At 40.3% G+C, this 17,813-nt stretch carries 18 protein-coding genes, 1 tRNA gene and 1 riboswitch; of the genes, 1 reads left to right on the forward strand and 18 read right to left on the reverse strand.

The annotated features are described in order from the left end of the window. Positions 1 to 214: 214 nt before the first annotated feature. The 16 genes from NYE63_RS20455 to NYE63_RS20530 all read right to left on the reverse strand — a co-directional run bounded on the left by NYE63_RS20455 (position 215) and on the right by NYE63_RS20530 (position 13,464). Positions 215 to 415, reverse strand: a complete 201-nt coding sequence (locus NYE63_RS20455) for a hypothetical protein (RefSeq protein ID WP_342602481.1) — start codon at positions 413 to 415, stop codon at positions 215 to 217. Positions 416 to 614: 199 nt separating this feature from the next. After that, a tRNA-Arg gene (locus tag NYE63_RS20460) sits at positions 615 to 688 on the reverse strand. Positions 689 to 862: 174 nt separating this feature from the next. Continuing rightward, complete coding sequence (locus NYE63_RS20465; protein WP_342602482.1) at positions 863 to 1,375, reverse strand: metallophosphoesterase; 513 nt, start codon at positions 1,373 to 1,375, stop codon at positions 863 to 865. Between the two features lie 2 nt (positions 1,376 to 1,377). Beyond that, complete coding sequence (locus tag NYE63_RS20470) at positions 1,378 to 1,989, reverse strand: XTP/dITP diphosphatase (protein WP_342602483.1); 612 nt, start codon at positions 1,987 to 1,989, stop codon at positions 1,378 to 1,380. Between the two features lie 216 nt (positions 1,990 to 2,205). Continuing rightward, positions 2,206 to 3,327 (reverse strand): Ger(x)C family spore germination protein, encoded by a 1,122-nt coding sequence (locus NYE63_RS20475; protein WP_342602484.1) that lies wholly within the window; start codon positions 3,325 to 3,327, stop codon positions 2,206 to 2,208. Then, positions 3,324 to 4,799, reverse strand: a complete 1,476-nt coding sequence (locus NYE63_RS20480) for a spore germination protein (protein ID WP_342602485.1) — start codon at positions 4,797 to 4,799, stop codon at positions 3,324 to 3,326. The genes NYE63_RS20475 and NYE63_RS20480 overlap by 4 nt, the downstream gene beginning before the upstream one ends. Further along, positions 4,796 to 5,884 (reverse strand): endospore germination permease, encoded by a 1,089-nt coding sequence (locus tag NYE63_RS20485; RefSeq protein ID WP_342602486.1) that lies wholly within the window; start codon positions 5,882 to 5,884, stop codon positions 4,796 to 4,798. Before NYE63_RS20485 ends, NYE63_RS20480 begins: the two co-directional genes overlap by 4 nt. A gap of 191 nt (positions 5,885 to 6,075) precedes the next feature. Further along, a complete protein-coding gene (locus NYE63_RS20490) occupies positions 6,076 to 7,155 on the reverse strand; it encodes a GerMN domain-containing protein (protein ID WP_342602487.1) in 1,080 nt (359 codons plus the stop codon). Between the two features lie 101 nt (positions 7,156 to 7,256). Further along, the gene (locus NYE63_RS20495; protein WP_342602488.1) at positions 7,257 to 7,406 is read right to left on the reverse strand and encodes a hypothetical protein; all 150 of its coding nucleotides are present in this window, start codon (positions 7,404 to 7,406) and stop codon (positions 7,257 to 7,259) included. A 282-nt stretch (positions 7,407 to 7,688) separates the two neighbouring features. Next, the gene (racE, locus tag NYE63_RS20500) at positions 7,689 to 8,492 is read right to left on the reverse strand and encodes a glutamate racemase (RefSeq protein ID WP_063232784.1); all 804 of its coding nucleotides are present in this window, start codon (positions 8,490 to 8,492) and stop codon (positions 7,689 to 7,691) included. A 10-nt stretch (positions 8,493 to 8,502) separates the two neighbouring features. Beyond that, positions 8,503 to 8,946 carry a MarR family transcriptional regulator gene (locus NYE63_RS20505; RefSeq protein ID WP_063232783.1) on the reverse strand — a complete coding sequence of 148 codons (444 nt, stop codon included), beginning with the start codon at positions 8,944 to 8,946 and terminating at the stop codon, positions 8,503 to 8,505. Between the two features lie 222 nt (positions 8,947 to 9,168). Beyond that, the gene (locus tag NYE63_RS20510) at positions 9,169 to 9,393 is read right to left on the reverse strand and encodes a response regulator transcription factor (protein ID WP_028392149.1); all 225 of its coding nucleotides are present in this window, start codon (positions 9,391 to 9,393) and stop codon (positions 9,169 to 9,171) included. A gap of 122 nt (positions 9,394 to 9,515) precedes the next feature. After that, positions 9,516 to 9,980, reverse strand: a complete 465-nt coding sequence (locus NYE63_RS20515; RefSeq protein ID WP_342602489.1) for a thioesterase family protein — start codon at positions 9,978 to 9,980, stop codon at positions 9,516 to 9,518. Between the two features lie 262 nt (positions 9,981 to 10,242). Further along, complete coding sequence (sdhB, locus tag NYE63_RS20520) at positions 10,243 to 11,016, reverse strand: succinate dehydrogenase iron-sulfur subunit (RefSeq protein WP_048689018.1); 774 nt, start codon at positions 11,014 to 11,016, stop codon at positions 10,243 to 10,245. A 17-nt stretch (positions 11,017 to 11,033) separates the two neighbouring features. Beyond that, positions 11,034 to 12,785: a succinate dehydrogenase flavoprotein subunit gene (gene sdhA, locus NYE63_RS20525; RefSeq protein WP_342605832.1), complete on the reverse strand. Its 1,752-nt coding sequence runs from the start codon at positions 12,783 to 12,785 to the stop codon at positions 11,034 to 11,036. A gap of 70 nt (positions 12,786 to 12,855) precedes the next feature. Further along, on the reverse strand, positions 12,856 to 13,464 hold the full coding sequence (locus NYE63_RS20530) for a succinate dehydrogenase cytochrome b558 subunit (RefSeq protein ID WP_283897758.1): 609 nt from the start codon (positions 13,462 to 13,464) through the stop codon (positions 12,856 to 12,858). 383 nt (positions 13,465 to 13,847) lie between these two features. Here NYE63_RS20530 and NYE63_RS20535 point away from each other — a divergent pair, with 383 nt between their 5' ends. Continuing rightward, the gene (locus tag NYE63_RS20535; RefSeq protein ID WP_342602490.1) at positions 13,848 to 14,318 is read left to right on the forward strand and encodes a YslB family protein; all 471 of its coding nucleotides are present in this window, start codon (positions 13,848 to 13,850) and stop codon (positions 14,316 to 14,318) included. Between the two features lie 63 nt (positions 14,319 to 14,381). On the opposite strand, the gene NYE63_RS20540 is transcribed toward NYE63_RS20535, so the two are convergent. Both NYE63_RS20540 and uvrC read right to left on the reverse strand, forming a co-directional pair. After that, positions 14,382 to 15,614, reverse strand: coding sequence for an aspartate kinase (locus tag NYE63_RS20540; protein ID WP_342602491.1), 1,233 nt, complete (start codon positions 15,612 to 15,614; stop codon positions 14,382 to 14,384). Positions 15,615 to 15,702: 88 nt separating this feature from the next. Beyond that, positions 15,703 to 15,879, reverse strand: a riboswitch (Lysine riboswitch). 61 nt (positions 15,880 to 15,940) lie between these two features. Beyond that, positions 15,941 to 17,713 carry an excinuclease ABC subunit UvrC gene (gene uvrC / locus NYE63_RS20545; RefSeq protein ID WP_342602492.1) on the reverse strand — a complete coding sequence of 591 codons (1,773 nt, stop codon included), beginning with the start codon at positions 17,711 to 17,713 and terminating at the stop codon, positions 15,941 to 15,943. Between the last annotated feature and the right edge of the window lie 100 nt (positions 17,714 to 17,813).

A 17,813-nucleotide genomic window follows, 5' to 3' on the forward strand; every position in this document is an offset into this window, starting at 1 on the left:
GATGCCTTAGTTTGTAGACAAAGGGGTTCTATCTAGAATTTATAATAATATTGATTGGAACATAAGGTGCGAGACTCCCGGAACACCCGCGGAAAGCGAGTACCTGGAGGCAACGTTTTACAAACCCTCAAAAAAAATGCAGGCATCCAATCATGGATGCTTGCATTTTTTTTGGAGCATACAAATATAAATCTACATTGGAGCTCATTAAGTATTAACTAGGAACAAACTTAAGTATTCCTTCCAGATAAACGCCTTGTTCTTTTCGTTTGCATTCCCTCAACTTGATTCTTCCTTCTTTTTCTAACTCTTTGGCTAATTGGACCACTTCAGTTCCATCTTCGGATATTTCGACTGAGAAGAAATTACCCCGAGTGGAAGTTTGAATGAACTTGAATAATCTATCTTTATTCATTTAAACATCTCCTTATTTATAACAAGTTCGACATAAAAGGCCATCCACCTGCGATAAATATGAAATAAAAAACTTCTTATCGTCATTCGAACATTAATGGTTAATAGGATGCAAATCGAAATTACCCTCGTTAACTTAACCAGCTCAAAAAAAAGTAAAAAAGCCAAAACCTTAGAAGGTTTTGGCTTTTTAAAGTTAGTGTCCCAGGAGAGATTCGAACTCCCGACCGACGCCTTAGAAGGGCGTTGCTCTATCCAGCTGAGCTACTGAGACGTTTATGATATAAGTTGCGGTAAAACTTATGTATTACCTTAACTGTTCCCTTAGGACACTTCTTATTATAGTAGGATATCAAAAGAAAGTCAACGGGTTTTTTAAAAAAGTTTTTTTCTTTTTTTATGAACTAGGAAGCGGGAAAAAAACGCTTCCTGTTCATTATACATGAAGTCATTCCATTTGATAAGCATTTCTTAGTTCTTCAACGATTTTTCCTTCAAGGTCATAATAGATGATTTCTAGTTGGTCATTTCCGATATCCAAAATGGCATAGGTTTTCTCTTTTCGTCCACGCGGCTGACGTATGCTTCCCGGGTTGATGAAGAGTTTGCCGTCTATCAATTCTGAACCTGCAGCGTGGGAGTGACCAAAGCAAATGATATCCGACCCAGTCTCTTCACTTTTATAAGATAGGTTCATCAGTGTCATATTTATGTTATAGAGGTGTCCGTGTGTAAGGAAGAAACGTTTGCCTGCGATGCTCTCCACAATGTCATTCGGATATGCCGGATCATAGTCACAATTTCCGCGTACAGCTAAGAACTCCGACATGTGGGGATCATTACTTCCCAACTCTGAATCACCGCAATGGATCATGGCAGCCACCTCATGTTTATGACGGTCGGTAATCATGCTGATTTCATGAGTTAAGCCATGACTGTCACTCATTATTAGCACTTTCATCGTCACATTCCTTCTTCCCTTTTTAGAAATAGATCAAGTTTTTCATCTAGAGCCCTCAATGCGTTGGCACGGTGGCTGATTTTGTTTTTTTCCTCTTTTGTCAATTCGGCATTTGTTTTGCCCAGTTCCTCAACAAAAAAGATGGGATCATAACCAAATCCATTCGTTCCTGAGGGCTGTTCTGTAATCAAGCCTTCCATCGTTCCTGATACCTTAATCGTTTCCTGGTTGGGTGACGCTAGTGCCAAAGCGCAATAAAATCTCGCCGTTCTATCCTCTTTTGGCACACCTTCAAGTTCACGGAGGACTTTTTCCGTGTTTGCTTCATCACTCTTGGACTCTCCAGCGTAGCGCGCAGAATATACGCCTGGACGGCCCTCCAATGCATCTACAATCAATCCGGAATCATCAGCAATGACAAAGTGGCCCAGCTGATGGGCAATGGCCTCTGCCTTCAGGATCGCATTTTCTTCAAAAGTTGTGCCTGTTTCTTCAACATCCGGAGCATCCGGAACATCGAGAAGTGTTTTGACTTCATATCCTTTAGCAGAGAATAAGCTTTCGAACTCCTTGGCTTTCCCTTTATTTTTCGTTGCAATGATTACTGTCTTCATTTTTCATTTCACCCTTTTTTATTTAATCGGCATGAGAGCACTTTTGGGGCTAAGAAAGAATTTGCTGTAACTCGTTATATGTAAAAGCCGCTACTTCTCCAGTGCCAAACGGACGAATTCAGCGCTGCCTTTCTTGATCAACAACGGCCGCTGAATTTTCCATATAAGTTAAGTCTAACACAACCCACTCATCTGCAATAACCCGAAACTTGTAATCTAACGTTTGTAATTTTCACTTTGTTCAATATGGATATTAACTTTTATGTTATTTATTGAAGACTTATCAAAGGAATTAATAATTTTATTATCCCACTTATTGACATGGTATCTGTATGCCTTTTCACTTATGTTAAAAACGTCTGTATTGATTCCCCCCCCAGTCTCCAATGTCTTCAAAATATCTTCCTTAACTTTTATTTCTACCTTTTTTTCGATTTTTTCCATATCCAAGTTATCTATATTTTGTTTCAATATTCCATTTGCTCTAACCTTTAAATCATACAAAGGTTTTTTTTCTTGTTCCAATACCTTGATGTTTGTTTTGGGATCCATGATTTCAACACTGACCTTTTGTTTGTTCAGGGAAAAAAACAATACTGTCGCCTTGTTTTCAACCCATTTTAAACCGATCAAATCTTGTTTGCTAACGAACCCTTTATACTGTTGTTTTGATAAAACATAGCCGCCATTTAACGTCGGTATCTTTTTTTCTTTTCCCTTCTCTGAGTAATGATGCTCATTTATGACCATAGAAGGAATTAAAATGGAACCAACCGGCTGATAAAATTTCGAAACCAGTTCACTGAATTTTAACGGGGAAATGAAATAGTTCTCATTAATAACGGTCTCTGGCCTTTGAATGATCGTGAATAAGTTTGGAAGATTAAAGAAACTATCACTGTCAAAAACTTTTTTAATATCCTCGTTTGTAGCAAACACCCATGAATTGTATCGCAACAAAGGCTCTGTCCCCACATACTCAATGAAATCCTTCACTTTCTTTTTGATTACATTCTCACTTAAAACGAAGGAGTTAATATGCCCGATATAAAGCGGTAATGCTGAATTTTGTTCTAATTCAGTATATGCTTCCTCGATACTTTCCCCTTTACCTTCCCCAATGACAACAGAAGATTTTTGTTGTAATACAGCGGCCCCCTCTTGTTTTGCTATATCCGCAAAATTTATCGCTTGAAAGTATAAGATGAATTCACCCTCTTTATAATCGATCCCTAAAGCTGATCCATATGTTTGAGCTTGAATTTCCTTCATTCCCCAGCATCCTGTCGTCAGTAAAAGTTGACAGCCAATAACGGTAACTGCAATTAACTTCCTCATTTGTTTGACTCCTTTTGCGGTTCATTATCACTGGACTGTATAGCTTGATTCCGCTGCCTTAACATCCCATACGGAAGCTTGAATAAGACTTTTAACATATCCGATTTATTTGGTTTGGAAAATGGATTCACAAAAGGCTGGCCGAAACTTTCCAAGGAAACCACAGCAATCAAGATAAGGAAGATTCCCATAAAGAATCCAAACAAGCCTAAAAACGCTGAACATGCAAATATGAATAACCTTATAATAACGATATTCCCAGCAATATTCTGATTGATTAAGGTATAGCTCGAGAGAACTGTAACAGCTACTATTACAAGCATGGAAGGTGAAGTAAGCCCTGCCCGAATCGCTGCATCACCTATAATCAATCCACCCAACACAGAAACCGTAGGACCTACAGCTTTTGGCAGGCGAAGGCCAGCTTCTTTAAATAGTTCAAACAATATGATCATCATGAATGCCTCCAAAGAAGCAGGTATGGGTAATCCCTGTCTAGTGATTGAAATCGTCGCAAGAAGCGAAAAGGGAATTTGATCGAATTGATAGGAAACTAACGCTATAAAAAAACCCGGTAACGTAACCGTTACAAATAAGGCGACTACACGAATGATGCGCATGAAACTAATATAAAAAAAGCTTGCATGTGCGTCATCTGCAGAATACAGTAACTGATTAATACTGGTTGGTCCGATTAAGCATGTGGGATTCCCGTCTACCAGGATGGCAAAGCGCCCTTGATTCAAGGATTCAACAACAAAATCCGGCCGACCAACATAATCCATTAAGGGGAAGATGGAAAATTGATTATCATATAGGAGTTCTTCAACTTGGTAACTGCTGACTATGATATCAACCTTTAATGAATCCAAGCGTTTTTTAATATCCAAAAGAATCGAGGGATTAATGATGTCATCTATATAAAGTAGCAATATTTTAGTTTTGCTTCTTTTCCCGATTGTATATTCTATACATTTAAGTGATGCCGTTTTAAGCCTTTGGCGAATTAAAGACATGTTATCCGATATATTCTCAACAAATCCATCTCTAGGTCCCCGAATGGAAGATTCTATATTGGATTCTTCCGGACTACGCTTAGGGGAATTAGCTAATGGTGTATAGTAAATTTCATTAGAAGATTCATTAATAATGATTAGGTCTCCTGAAAAAAGAATGCTTTCTACTCCCTCTTTTACATCGGAGCCCTTTTTAAGCATACTGATCTCCATAATATTGCTTAATTGATCAATTGTTAATTCCCCATTTTCTTGAACCGCTTTTGATATTGTAGGCAATATCACTTCATTGATAAATTGCATATCCACTAAGTTTGGCGCATATAAAAACCCCAACAAATAACGACCTTCATTATCAAAAGTTTTTGTTCTTAAAACAACATCAGAAGAATGTTCGAACCATTTTTGGATTTGGTCAATGCAAGAAGGAGCTCCATTCCATTTTCCCTTCTTCATAATGTTTCACCTTTTCCTTTTCCTTTTCCCTTTTTTATAATAAGAAATAACAGTATAATTGCGGAACTTAAAAGAAACAGACTACTGATTGGAAAGAAATATTTGTATATAAAATAAAAAAATGAAGTAGCATCCCAATGGATTAGCGTCCCAAAAACAACTAAAAAATATAAGGAAAGCAGTATCCACTTCTGATGTTTTGAATTCGAGATTAATTTATGTCCTATAAATAAACATAAACTTATTCGAATCAAGGCTCCTGAAAGCCATTGGAAAATGGAAAGGAAATCGAGTCGAGTAATATAATAGCCAAACCTTAACAACTTCCACTGTTCATAAGCCGGATTCCTCATTTTCACCGCTTCCACAGAACCGAATTCTGCAATCGCTCCCATGAGGGGCCCTAGCGTCAGCATGATTAAAATTACACCAACCAGTAAAAGCCACTTGGCTTTTAACTTATTTTTCAGGTAAGGAGTCAAAAATAAAAAAACGATAATTTCTAAATATCCTGCACTCGTATACAAAATTCCATTTAGAGTATTGCGATAACCGCTTTCAAATATCGGGAACAATAATTCGTAATTCTTATTACTCGTATTCCCCAGCCCCACAAATATCCCGAAAAAAGTGACGAACGGAAGAAACAAGAGAGCCAAAGTACTTATGGTGCGTATCCCTTTATAAGTTGCAAAAATACAAATAAAAGTGAATAGGCTGACGACTACGATGTTTGGTATGTCATGAGTATAATTAGCTTTTGCCCAAATCAAAGTAAATTTGACGGTAATGAAGGCGTTAATTATAAAGTACAATCCAAATGCTATAGTGAAAATATATGTAACAAAAGGTGTAGACCATCTTTTTAGAAAAGCGATGATATCTTCTTTATCTAGTTTTTTATAAATATAAAAAATAAATAGAGTCCAAACGATACAGGGAACAACACTTATTAAGACACTTATCCATGCGTCGCGTTGAGATGCACTTAAGATGTTGGGAAGGAGCAGGACATGTACCATGAATCCAGTATTCATAATGATTAAGACATATATGTGTAAAGCCTGAATTACCTTTTGATCCATAATATCCCCCCCATTAATTACATTATTAAAAGTAATTTCCCCTTTTAAAAATATATTTATGTAAAAACTTTCTCACGATACGAGAAATTGCTTGGCGGGGGTATTAGTTTTTTGATTCATTGTATGGTGGGTGGAGGTAAAAAAATAAGAGGCAGCTGTTGGCTGCCTCATTGTGCTTTTTCTAAATATACTTAAAAACTACCCGTGTTGACTTTCTCTGGGCGGACCACTGGTTCGGATAATTTCTTACCTTCTTCATTAAGAACATCGGCGCTGCCCTGCACTTGTACTTCGACGCTTTTAATTCCTTTCTGTTCCGTTAAAGACAGGACCAATGCATCAAGGACTTCCTGTGATACCTTTTTCTCTTTAAAGCTTCCAAGGATATTTTCGTTAAAATTGAGGCTGACCTTACCTTCTGCCACTTTAGGCTCGTCAAGTAAAGCTACATCACTCATGAACCCTGTTTGCAGGCTAGAACCCGAAGGACTCTTCGTTAATTCCTGAATGACGGCTGTTACATTATCAGACACCGTTTCGCTGATCCTGCGCGTCACCGGAACATAATAGGTGTACTCCTCGTCACCGCCTACATAATAAACGGTCAGTGCTTTGGTATTCGAAATGTCGACCACGTCACTCGTATCGATATTGATTCCTGACGACCTTGAGATATTCTCATCTATCGGTGTGCCATTGACCGGCATTTCGGAAATATCTTCCCCATTAATTCTCATTTGGATTTTATCGACAGAGTCGAATTGTGTCAGGGTCCATGTAATGGCTTGAAGGATTTTAAGTTCATCCTCTTTCTGATAGTTTTTGAACTCCGGCGAAAAGTCCGCCACAGCCACTCCGTCTTTAATGTTCACGCTTATTTGGGTATCGGCAGGAATGACGGCTCTGAACCCATTTGGAAGTTTATCCGTGACAGGTCCATTATCGACAAGGTAATCAAGGGCCTGTTTAGCCACAGCTTCCGATTTGGGAAGTTCCATTGTCTGTGGTACCACATATCCGCTTTTATCGATTAAATATAACTCCGTCTTCACTGTTTTCGTTTCAACAGCGCCTTCCTCTCCATCAGTCGCTGGCTTTTCTTCACCATTCGTCTCTGTTTCTTTTAATGAAGATTCATCCTCGACTAATGATACATCCTTTGGTGGATCTATTTCCTTTTTCTCTTCACCGCCAAATAATCCGCAGCCTGAAAGCCAAAAAGAAGATGCCAGAATGGTCACAACCATTGTTACTTTTGATTTATTGGACATAAAATCACTCCTAGGACAGTTTGTACTCCTATTTATACGAGCCCTAGGAGAAAATAGACCAATTATTTTTCTATCTGATAATGGATCTGGGCTATTTGCCCTCACTGCTGCACCTTTGTCAGCTTCTTTGGGATTTCGGGACTTCCTGATTGGAACAATCGAATCCCATCCCCCAGTATAATCGGAATGATGAACAGGATCATTTCATCCACCTGCGTTCCCCTCATGAAATCACCCACATCTTCGTTCACAAACCCCACATATCCGTCTTTCCCTTTCGCACTTCTTGAAAAGACATGGCATGTTTATCTTGATAGGGAAATTCTTCTGCCAAAGTATGAATCTGTTGATATGTCTAATATCCCATAATCACCATATCGATACTATTATAGAAATCGCCGTATCCATTGTCCCCTTCCCCTTCTGTCTCTCCAGGCCATCTATGCTTCCATCTTCTCTAGCGTAGCTATATACATAACAATATGCCTTTTCATATTTTCCCCTCCTAAAAAAAAGACTTCCAAATGGAAGCCTTATAAGTGATCAATTTTAATTGTTTCGATGGTATTGACATGTATACCGAGCCAGCTCGACGCGATGGAACCAAACATATCTCTTGAACCGGTCGTATAAAAGCGATGAACTGGACGGAGCTTGCTTCTATTAATTAACTTATAGTAATCCAAAATGACACTTGCCTCACGTGCCGTCTCTTCCCCAGAGGAAATGACTTGTACTTTATCCCCCATATAGGAAGAGATTACAGGCCCCAGCAGTGGATAATGGGTACAGCCAAGGATCAATGTATCAATCTTCGTTTTCTTCAACGGGTTCAAGGTTTGTGCCACGACCCTATTGACGATACCCCCTTGAAACTCCCCGCTTTCTACGATAGGGACAAATTTCGGGCATGCTAAACTATCTACCTTCACATCGGAATTGATGGAGGCAAGTGCATCGTCATAAGCTTTGCTTTTTACCGTTCCTTCCGTACCAATAACGCCAATATGCAATGAATCAGAAACTTTCAATGCCGCCCTTGCCCCTGGATGAATGACACCCAACACAGGAATCGGAAGTGTTGCCCTGATTTCATCCAGTACAGCTGCAGTCGCTGTATTGCAAGCGATGATCAGCATTTTTATTTCCTTCTTCATCAAAAACCTCGTCATTTGCCATGTGAAGGTTTGAACATCCTTTTTGGTCCTCGGCCCATAAGGGCATCTTGCTGTATCACCTAAGTAAATTATATTTTCATTTGGAAGCTGACGCATGACTTCTTTAGCTACTGTCAAGCCGCCTACCCCTGAATCAATGATGCCTATCGGTTGTTTCAAAAAACTCGCCTCATTTTTCTTTCATTTCTTGATGTAGTTTTGCTAGAATCCCTTTGAGGGACATGATGTCAGATTCGTTAAAATTGACTAACACGCCACTCAAGTATTGCTGCCGTTTATTAATCACTTCTTCGATAATCCGTTCACCTTCTTCAAGAAGGTGAATTCGAACCACACGTCGGTCCTTTTCATCCCTGACACGCTGGACAAGCTGATGTTTCTCCATGCGGTCAATCAGATCCGTCGTTGTGCTGAAGGCGAGAAACATCTTCGTGGACAATTCGCCAATCGTCATGTCGCCCGATTCAAAAAGCCATTGCAAAGCCACGAATTGAGGAATGGTAATTTTATAATCATGGAGAATTTCTCTTCCCCTTTGCTTAAGCCATGTCGATACATAGCGCAATTCCCTTTCGATATCGGCTACATATGCCGTCTGCTTCTCTTCATCCATACACACAGCTCCCCACTTCATGAAACTTATCATACTACCATTTTGGATGAAAGTGAAATGATTTTCAAGAATGATTGTCTGGAATCATATTGAAATCATCCACATAAAAATAAGCAGCATCCAAAGAAGTCAAAACAACCAAATTGTTTTGCCCTTCCTTATATGCTGCCAATGAACGGGAGAGAAATTATTTATAAGGCTTACGTATTAAGAGTTAACACATTAAAGCTTAAGTTCTCCCATACGAAGGAGTTCTATGACTGCCTGCGAACGTCCTTTAACTCCAAGCTTCTGCATCGCATTCGAAATATGGTTTCGAACTGTTTTTTCGCTTATAAACAATTCACCTGCGATTTCTTTTGTTGTTTTGTCTTGTACTAGTAACTCAAATACTTCTTTTTCTCTTTTGGTGAGTAGTGGCTTATGAGTGAATTCGTTCTCCTTCAAGTAATGTTACCCTCCTTGCCTTCACCAGCATAAAACCCGGAGTGGGTGTCTATTTAGTCAAGATATAGTATGTCGGCTGGGGCAATGGAGTGACTCTTTTACTTGTCTAAATGGAAATATTTTTAGGTATGTTCCAGCTCAGTATGCCACATCGATCGCTTCATCTCTTCCGTCCAAGGGATCGGCTTGCCGGTGGCTTTGGAGACTTGTACAATCGTCCCCCTGCCCGTTAAACAAAGTGAACCATCTTGTTTGGTCCCCATATAATGTAAGTCCACTGAAGAATTCCCGATATGGTCAGCTTTCACATGGATCGTCAATATATCATTGAAAAACACCTGCTTCAGGTAATCACACTGTAAATTGGCAACAACCGGCATCTCACCGCATTCAGCCGAGGTCCAATCCTTCATAAACCCCATACTGTTGAAATACTCAATCCGAGCTTCCTCAAAATAAGTAAAAGGAATCGTGTTATTCAAGTGCCCAAACATATCAGTTTCTGAAAAGCGGACCTTAATCTCATGTTTAAAAGAAAAATCATTGATCCACTCCGTTATATTATCGATATATGATATTCTGCCCAACTTGTGCACACCCTTTCTGAATTGAATGACTATTCACTCATTTTATAAGAAAACAACGATAATGAAAAGGATTTTCTATTGGAAGCAGGTTAATTTGCTTATTGCTCACTTTATTAATCTAATCCTCCAGCCGTTGCTGGGTGCCGTAAGTCATTTACACTTTGCTCCTAGTTATCATCGATTCCCAACCAAGTCTGCGTATGTAAAACAATGAGAAAAAAAGAACCCATATCATAAGATACAGGTTCTTTCATGTTCATTATTAAACTTCGTCGCTGCCGAAGAAGTTACGGAATTGTTGGATCGTAGTATCACGGTTCAACGCTGCAATCGAAGTCGTTAATGGAATGCCTTTAGGGCAAGACTGCACACAGTTTTGTGAGTTACCGCAGTTTGCAAGTCCTCCATCACCCATGATCGTATTTAAACGTTCAGCTTTGTTCATTGCACCCGTTGGATGTGCATTGAATAAACGAACTTGTGATAATGGCTGTGGCCCCATGAAGTCTGAATTGCTGTTTACGTTCGGACAAGCTTCCAAACAAACACCGCAAGTCATACATTTAGATAACTCATAAGCCCATTGACGTTTCTTTTCTGGCATACGCGGTCCTGGTCCAAGATTGTACGTTCCATCGATTGGAATCCATGCTTTTACCTTTTTCAAGGAGTCGAACATACGGCTACGATCGACTTGTAGGTCACGAACTACAGGGAATGTACGCATTGGAGCTAGACGAACCGGCTGCTCCAACTGATCGATAAGAGCTGTACATGATTGTCTTGGTTTACCATTGATAACCATTGAACAAGCACCACATACCTCTTCAAGACAGTTCATGTCCCATGCGATTGCTGTAGTGTGCTTGCCTTGTACAGTTACTGGATTACGACGAATTTCCATTAGAGCGGAAATAACGTTCATATTCGGACGGTACGCTAATTCGAATTCCTCATCATAAGGAGCTGAATCCGGTGTATCTTGACGAGTGATTATAAAACGGACTGTTTTAGTCTCAGATTTAGTTTCAACCATTTTTTTGCTCCCCCTCTTTAGTGTTTCGTAGTGTAGTCACGTTTACGCGGTGCGATCAGTGATACATCAATATCTTCATAATGGAATTCAGGTGCTTTATCCATGCCTTTGAATGTTGCCATAGTAGTTTTCATGAATTCCTCATCATTACGTTCTGGGAAATCAGGTTTGTAATGCGCTCCACGGCTTTCGTCACGGTTTAACGCACCAATTGTGATTACACGAGCCAATTGCATCATGTTTTGCAGCTGTCTAGTGAATGCCGCTCCTTGGTTACTCCATTTTGCCGTGTCATTGATGTTAATTTTCTTGTAACGTTCCATCAGTTCAAGAATCTTGTTATCCGTTTCTTTCAGCTTGTCATTGTAACGAACTACAGTAACATGCTGTGTCATCCACTCACCAAGTTCCTTGTGAAGGACGTACGCATTTTCGTTACCATCAAGAGACATAACTTCATTCCATTTTTCCTGTTCTTGTTTCTCGTACCCTTCATACAATGAAGATGGAATGGATTCTGAAGTTTTATCAAGGCCTTCAATATATTTAACGGCATTCGGTCCAGCTACTGAACCGCCATAGATTGCAGAAAGAAGTGAGTTCGCACCAAGTCGGTTACCGCCATGTTGAGAGTAGTCACACTCACCTGCAGCGAATAAACCTTTGATGTTAGTCATTTGGTCATAATCCACCCAAAGTCCGCCCATAGAATAGTGAACGGCAGGGAAAATTTTCATTGGAACTTTACGAGGATCTTCACCCATGAATTTCTCGTAAATTTCAATGATTCCGCCAAGTTTTATATCAAGTAATTTAGGATCTTTATGTGATAGATCCAGGTAAACCATGTTTTCTCCATTAATGCCAAGCTTCATGTTCATGCATACGTCGAAGATTTCACGAGTCGCGATATCACGAGGTACTAGATTACCATAAGCAGGGTATTTTTCTTCAAGGAAATACCAAGGTTTTCCGTCTTTATATGTCCAGATACGTCCACCTTCACCACGAGCGGATTCACTCATTAGACGAAGTTTGTCATCTCCAGGGATTGCTGTCGGGTGAATTTGAATGAACTCACCATTTGCATAATTTACACCTTGTTGATAAACGATGGATGCTGCTGATCCTGTATTGATCATTGAGTTAGTCGATTTACCGAAAATGATTCCAGGGCCGCCGCTCGCCATGATGACTGCGTCGCCAGGGAATGATTTGATTTCCATTGTAGTCAGGTTTTGAGCTACGATACCGCGTGCTGTTTGCTCATCATCGATAACAGCTCCAAGGAATTCCCAGCCTTCATATTTCGTTACAAGGCCTTCAACTTCATAACGGCGAACCTGCTCGTCCAATGCGTAAAGTAATTGCTGACCAGTTGTTGCACCAGCGAATGCTGTACGGCTATGTTGAGTACCACCGAAACGACGGAAATCAAGAAGACCTTCCGGAGTACGGTTGAACATAACACCCATACGGTCAAACATGTGGATGATCGATGGTGCTGCTTCGCACATCGCTTTAACCGGCGGTTGGTTAGCCAAGAAATCTCCGCCATAAACTGTATCGTCGAAGTGGATGTATGGAGAATCCCCTTCACCTTTTGTATTTACTGCCCCGTTGATTCCGCCTTGGGCACAAACTGAGTGAGAGCGTTTAACAGGCACTAAAGAAAATAAATCAACCTGTTGTCCCAGCTCTGCTGCTTTGATCGTAGCCATTAATCCAGCTAGACCTCCACCAACGATAACTATTTTACCTTTACCCAATTCTGTCACTCCCTTATTTCCATTAGCCAAGCTATGTTTTTCCTAATACTTATAAATGAACTCTATCTTCTTATACGAAAGCGAAAATTGCGCTAACTCCGATATAAGAAAGAAGAACGAAAACGATCAATGTAAAGTAAGTCATGATTCTTTGCGATCTTGGTGAAACTGTCAGACCCCAGCTCACTGCAAATGACCATAATCCATTAGCAAAGTGGAAAATTGCTGAGATAATACCGACAATATAGAATCCAATCATGAATGGATTAGAGAAAATTTCCGCCATCATATCGAAATCAACTGTTGCCCCTAGAGCTGCTTGAACTCTAGTTTGCCAAATATGCCAAACAAGAAAGATCAAAGTTATGATTCCAGTCAAGCGTTGCAGCATGAACATCCAGTTACGGAAGAATCCAAATCTTCCTAAATTGTTTTTTGCTGTAAAGGCAATGTAAATTCCGTACACAGCATGGAAAAGGATTGGTAGATAGATGACGACCCATTCAACCAAAATCTTTACGGGCGTAAATTCAATCAAATGAACTGCCCCATTAAAAGTCTCTTCTCCTTTTGTTGCCATAAAGTTTACCGATAAATGAAAAATTAGGAATAGACCAATTGGAATTACTCCTAGAAGTGAATGAAGCCTGCGATTCCCAAACTCACGATTCTTTGCCACTAAGTGCCCCCCCTTAATTTGTGAAAAATCATGCAAAGATAATCTGGTGGCTACCTTTTATCTCCGCGTGAAAATATAGTATAGAGTCAAAAAACTCCTCTATACTCCCTTTACAATTATGTGACATGTCCATTTTACTCCTGACTTCTATGTGCGTCAAGAAAACGGATACAAGAAATCTCTTTTTCAGAATAGATTTTATTGGATTAAATTGCCTATTTTTTATCTGTCAAGTATATATTTTGGAGAAATTACTAATTAATCTATTAATATCCCGGAATAATTTCTCATTTTTTTCCAATTGTTATTTAAATAAATAAAAAACAGTATAATTTGCAAAAGAAATACGTTTATAATAGATTTACAGAAAGAGGCGATAAATTATGAAAAAAAATATTGCTGCTGCGATAGAAGAAGAGATTCATACTGAAGAAATTCAAACTGAAGAATTCAAAGTTCCAGCTTTCGGGTACGAATTAATCAGAGAAGTTCTATTGAACGATATTCTCGGAAAAGACTCTAATCAAATCCTCTATTGGGCAGGTAAACAATTAGCAAGAAAATTCCCACTGAATGGCGATCAGGAAGTTATTGAATTTTTCCAAAGCGCGGGATGGGGCAATCTGGAAATCTTGAAGTATACGAAACACGAAATGGAATTATCCCTGACGGGTGAAATAATCAGCCGCCGCTTGGATTTACACCCTGATTGTCACTTCCAGCTTGAAGCCGGTTTCCTTGCCGAGCAGTTTACACTGCAAAAAAAATTCCTCAGCGAATCAACGGAAGAAATCAAACGCCGCGCAAAAAAAGTGATATTCACCATCCAATGGGATCCCAGAGATCCAATCTAATAAGCCCTTAAAACAGACTTACCCTTTTTACCGGAAGTCTGTTTTTTATTGGACTCCTTACACTTAAGCTAGCACATTTGCATGCTGACCAAGTTTAAATGCTTCATGAAGAGATTCAACCGCCTTCACCATTTCCTTTTCATTGACGACAGTCGAAACTTTAATTTCCGATGTGCTGACCATTTTCACCTGGATGCCTGTATTGGCCATCACTTCAAACATCTCGGCAGCCACTCCTGGGTTGGATACCATACCAGAACCGACGATCGACACTTTGGCCAACCCGCTTTCCGTTTCGACTCGATCGAATCCCAATTGTTCTTTATTATTTTCCAGCACGATCAAGGCCGCTTCTGTATCTTCGCTTTTTGTGGAAAAAGATAGATTGGTCGTATCCTCGGCAGTCATGCTTTGAATGATGATGTCTACATTAATCCGGTTTTTCGCAAGTGTCGTGAAAATTGTGGATAGTGCACCAAGTGACTGGGGCAAACCATATATTGTGACCCTCGTAATACTGTCTTCAAAAGCAATGCCTCGTACAATTAAGTTTTCTTCCATAGTTGCTTCCTCCTCAATGATCGTTCCTGATTCTCTCTCCATGCTTGAACGGACTTCAAGCGGAATTTGATAATTTTTTGCATATTCGACTGCCCTTGGATGAAGGACGCCCGCCCCCAGGTTGGCAAGTTCCAGCATTTCATCGTAAGAAATGGATTGGAGTTTTCGCGCGCCTTCTATGTAGCGTGGGTCTGTTGTGAAAACACCCGTTACATCCGTATATATATCGCATCTATCCGCATTCAGCGCTGCAGCGATGGCGACCGCCGTCGTATCGGAACCACCTCGCCCTAAGGTAGTGATTTCCCCATTTACATCGTTCCCCTGGAAACCGGCTACGACCACTATTTTCTTCTCCTGAAGCTGAGCTTGGATCCTTGAAGCATCGATGTTTAAAATCCGGGCATTCCCATGAACGGATTCCGTTTGCATGCCAGCCTGCCAGCCCGTATACGAAATGGCTTCATATCCTTCTTCAATCAATGCCATCGTTAAGAGGGAAATCGTTACCTGTTCCCCAGTAGTCAATAGCATATCCATTTCCCTCTTGCTCGGGGTTCCGGAAATATCCCGGGCCATGGAAACCAATTGATCCGTTGTTTTCCCCATAGCTGAAACAACGACGACTACCTCATTTCCATTCTCCGCTTCCTCGATTACCCGATTGGCAACATTTTTGATTTTTTCTACGCTACCGACGGATGTTCCGCCGAATTTTTGAACGATTAATGCCATCCTCATGCACCCTCTCTAGTTTTTAGGCAATAAAAAAAGCAATGAGAAATATCTCATTGCTGTGGTCACATATCTAATACTGTAAACACAGTGAGATAGCTCTCCAGGGTATAAACCCTGACAATCCGCCATTTATTAAATGTCGGACCAGGAGAACAAGGTATGAGTCTTGTCTTCCTTCGGCGTTATCCCCTTTCAAAACCTTTCATGGAAGCTCATACTTCTCCAGGTTTTTACTCTTGAATTCCGCACCTCTATCAGCACTTTTAAGTTGTCTAGTTAAAAATTCTTTTTAATCATAGCATAGAGATTTATCGGTAGCAAGATTATTCTTGTAATTTTCTAACGATTCCCTCGGCTACCCCTTTTGGCATGCCAGCTTCCATGATCTCCTCGGCTGTTGCCTCTTTGATTTTCTTCAATGATCCAAAATGCCTTAATAATTGCTTCCTTCGTTTTTCCCCGACTCCTGGAATATCATCAAGCTGTGAGTGAACCGCATTTTTCCCGCGCAGCTGGCGATGAAACGTTATCGCGAACCGATGCACTTCATCCTGAATTCTTTGCAATAGGTAAAATTCCTGGCTCCGTGAATCAAGAGGTACGAGTTCAAGAGGATTTCCGATCATCAATTGCGATGTCCTATGCTTTTCATCCTTAATGAGGCCTGAAAGTGGTATATCAAGGCCCAATTCATTTTCCAGAATATCCCGAACGGCTTCCACATGTCCCTTTCCGCCATCAATGATGATTAAGTCCGGAAGCGGCAGTCCTTCTTTCAATACTCGGGAATACCTTCTTCTGACCACTTCACGCATCGATTCATAATCATCAGGCCCCTGGACAGTCTTGATCTTATATTTGCGGTACTCCCTTTTTTCCGGCTTCCCATCAATGAACACGACTAAAGCGGAAACAGGGTCACTTCCCTGGATATTGGAGTTATCGAAAGCTTCAATTCGATGCGGGGTGTAGATACCCAGTTGGTTCCCGAGGTTTTCCACCGCATTGATCGTTCTTTCTTCATCCCTTTCAATCAAAGAGAATTTTTCCTGAAGGGCGATGGAGGCATTTTTATTCGCCAATTTAAGCATGTCTTTTTTCGCTCCCCGTTTCGGGTGAATCGTTTTGACACCAAGCAGCCCTTCGGCCATTTCGGCATCCACTGATTCAGGCAGCAAGATTTCCTTTGGTTTAAAGTGGTTCGTAATCTCATAAAACTGACCGAGGAATGTAAGAAGTTCCTGTTCGGGTTCATCGTAGACCGGAAAAAGTGAAACATCCCTTTCTATTAATTTACCCTGCCGCACAAAAAATACCTGAACGCACATCCAGCCTTTATCATAGGCAAAGCCAAATACATCCCTGTCGATGAAATCGGTCGTCATCATTTTTTGCTTTTCCATCGTAATATCGATGTGGGCAATCTTGTCACGGAACTCCTTGGCCCTCTCGAAATCGAGCTCTTCTGATGCCTCCAGCATTTTTTCAGTCAGTTCTTTTTTTATTTCAGTATGCCCGCCGTTCAAGAACCGGTTGATATCATCCACCATTTTTTTATATTCCTGTTCCTCTACTTCATATACACATGGGGCCAGGCACTGGCCAAGGTGATAGTATAGACAAACACGATCCGGTAAAGTATTGCATTTTCTTAGGGGATAGATGCGGTCGAGCAATTTTTTCGTTTCGTTAGCTGCAAAAGCATTCGGATAAGGACCGAAATATTTCCCTTTGTCTTTTTTGACTTTTCGCGTAATGATTAAACGTGGGTGGCGTTCCGCAGTCAGCTTGATGAAAGGATACGTCTTATCATCCTTTAGCATGACATTATATTTTGGGTCATGTTTTTTGATTAAGTTCAACTCTAAAATAAGAGCCTCGATATTGGAAGAGGTGACGATGTATTCGAAATCCTCAATCTCATTCACGAGCCGAAATGTTTTTCCATCATGGGATCCCGTAAAATAAGAACGGACACGATTTTTCAACACCTTCGCTTTGCCTACATATATGATCGTTCCCTGACGATCTTTCATTAAATAGCAACCAGGTTGATCGGGAAGAAGGGCAAGTTTATTCTTTATTTGTTGATTCATGCATTCAGCCTCCTGTTCTCCCATTTTTACAATCATTATATATCAAGATAGCGAAAAAAGCTTCAAGTCCGCAGACTTGAAGCTTTTTTTAGCTAACTTA

Origin of the sequence: Peribacillus sp. FSL E2-0159 (assembly GCF_038643155.1) — a bacterium.
In the GTDB taxonomy this organism is placed as follows: domain Bacteria; phylum Bacillota; class Bacilli; order Bacillales; family DSM-1321; genus Peribacillus; species Peribacillus simplex.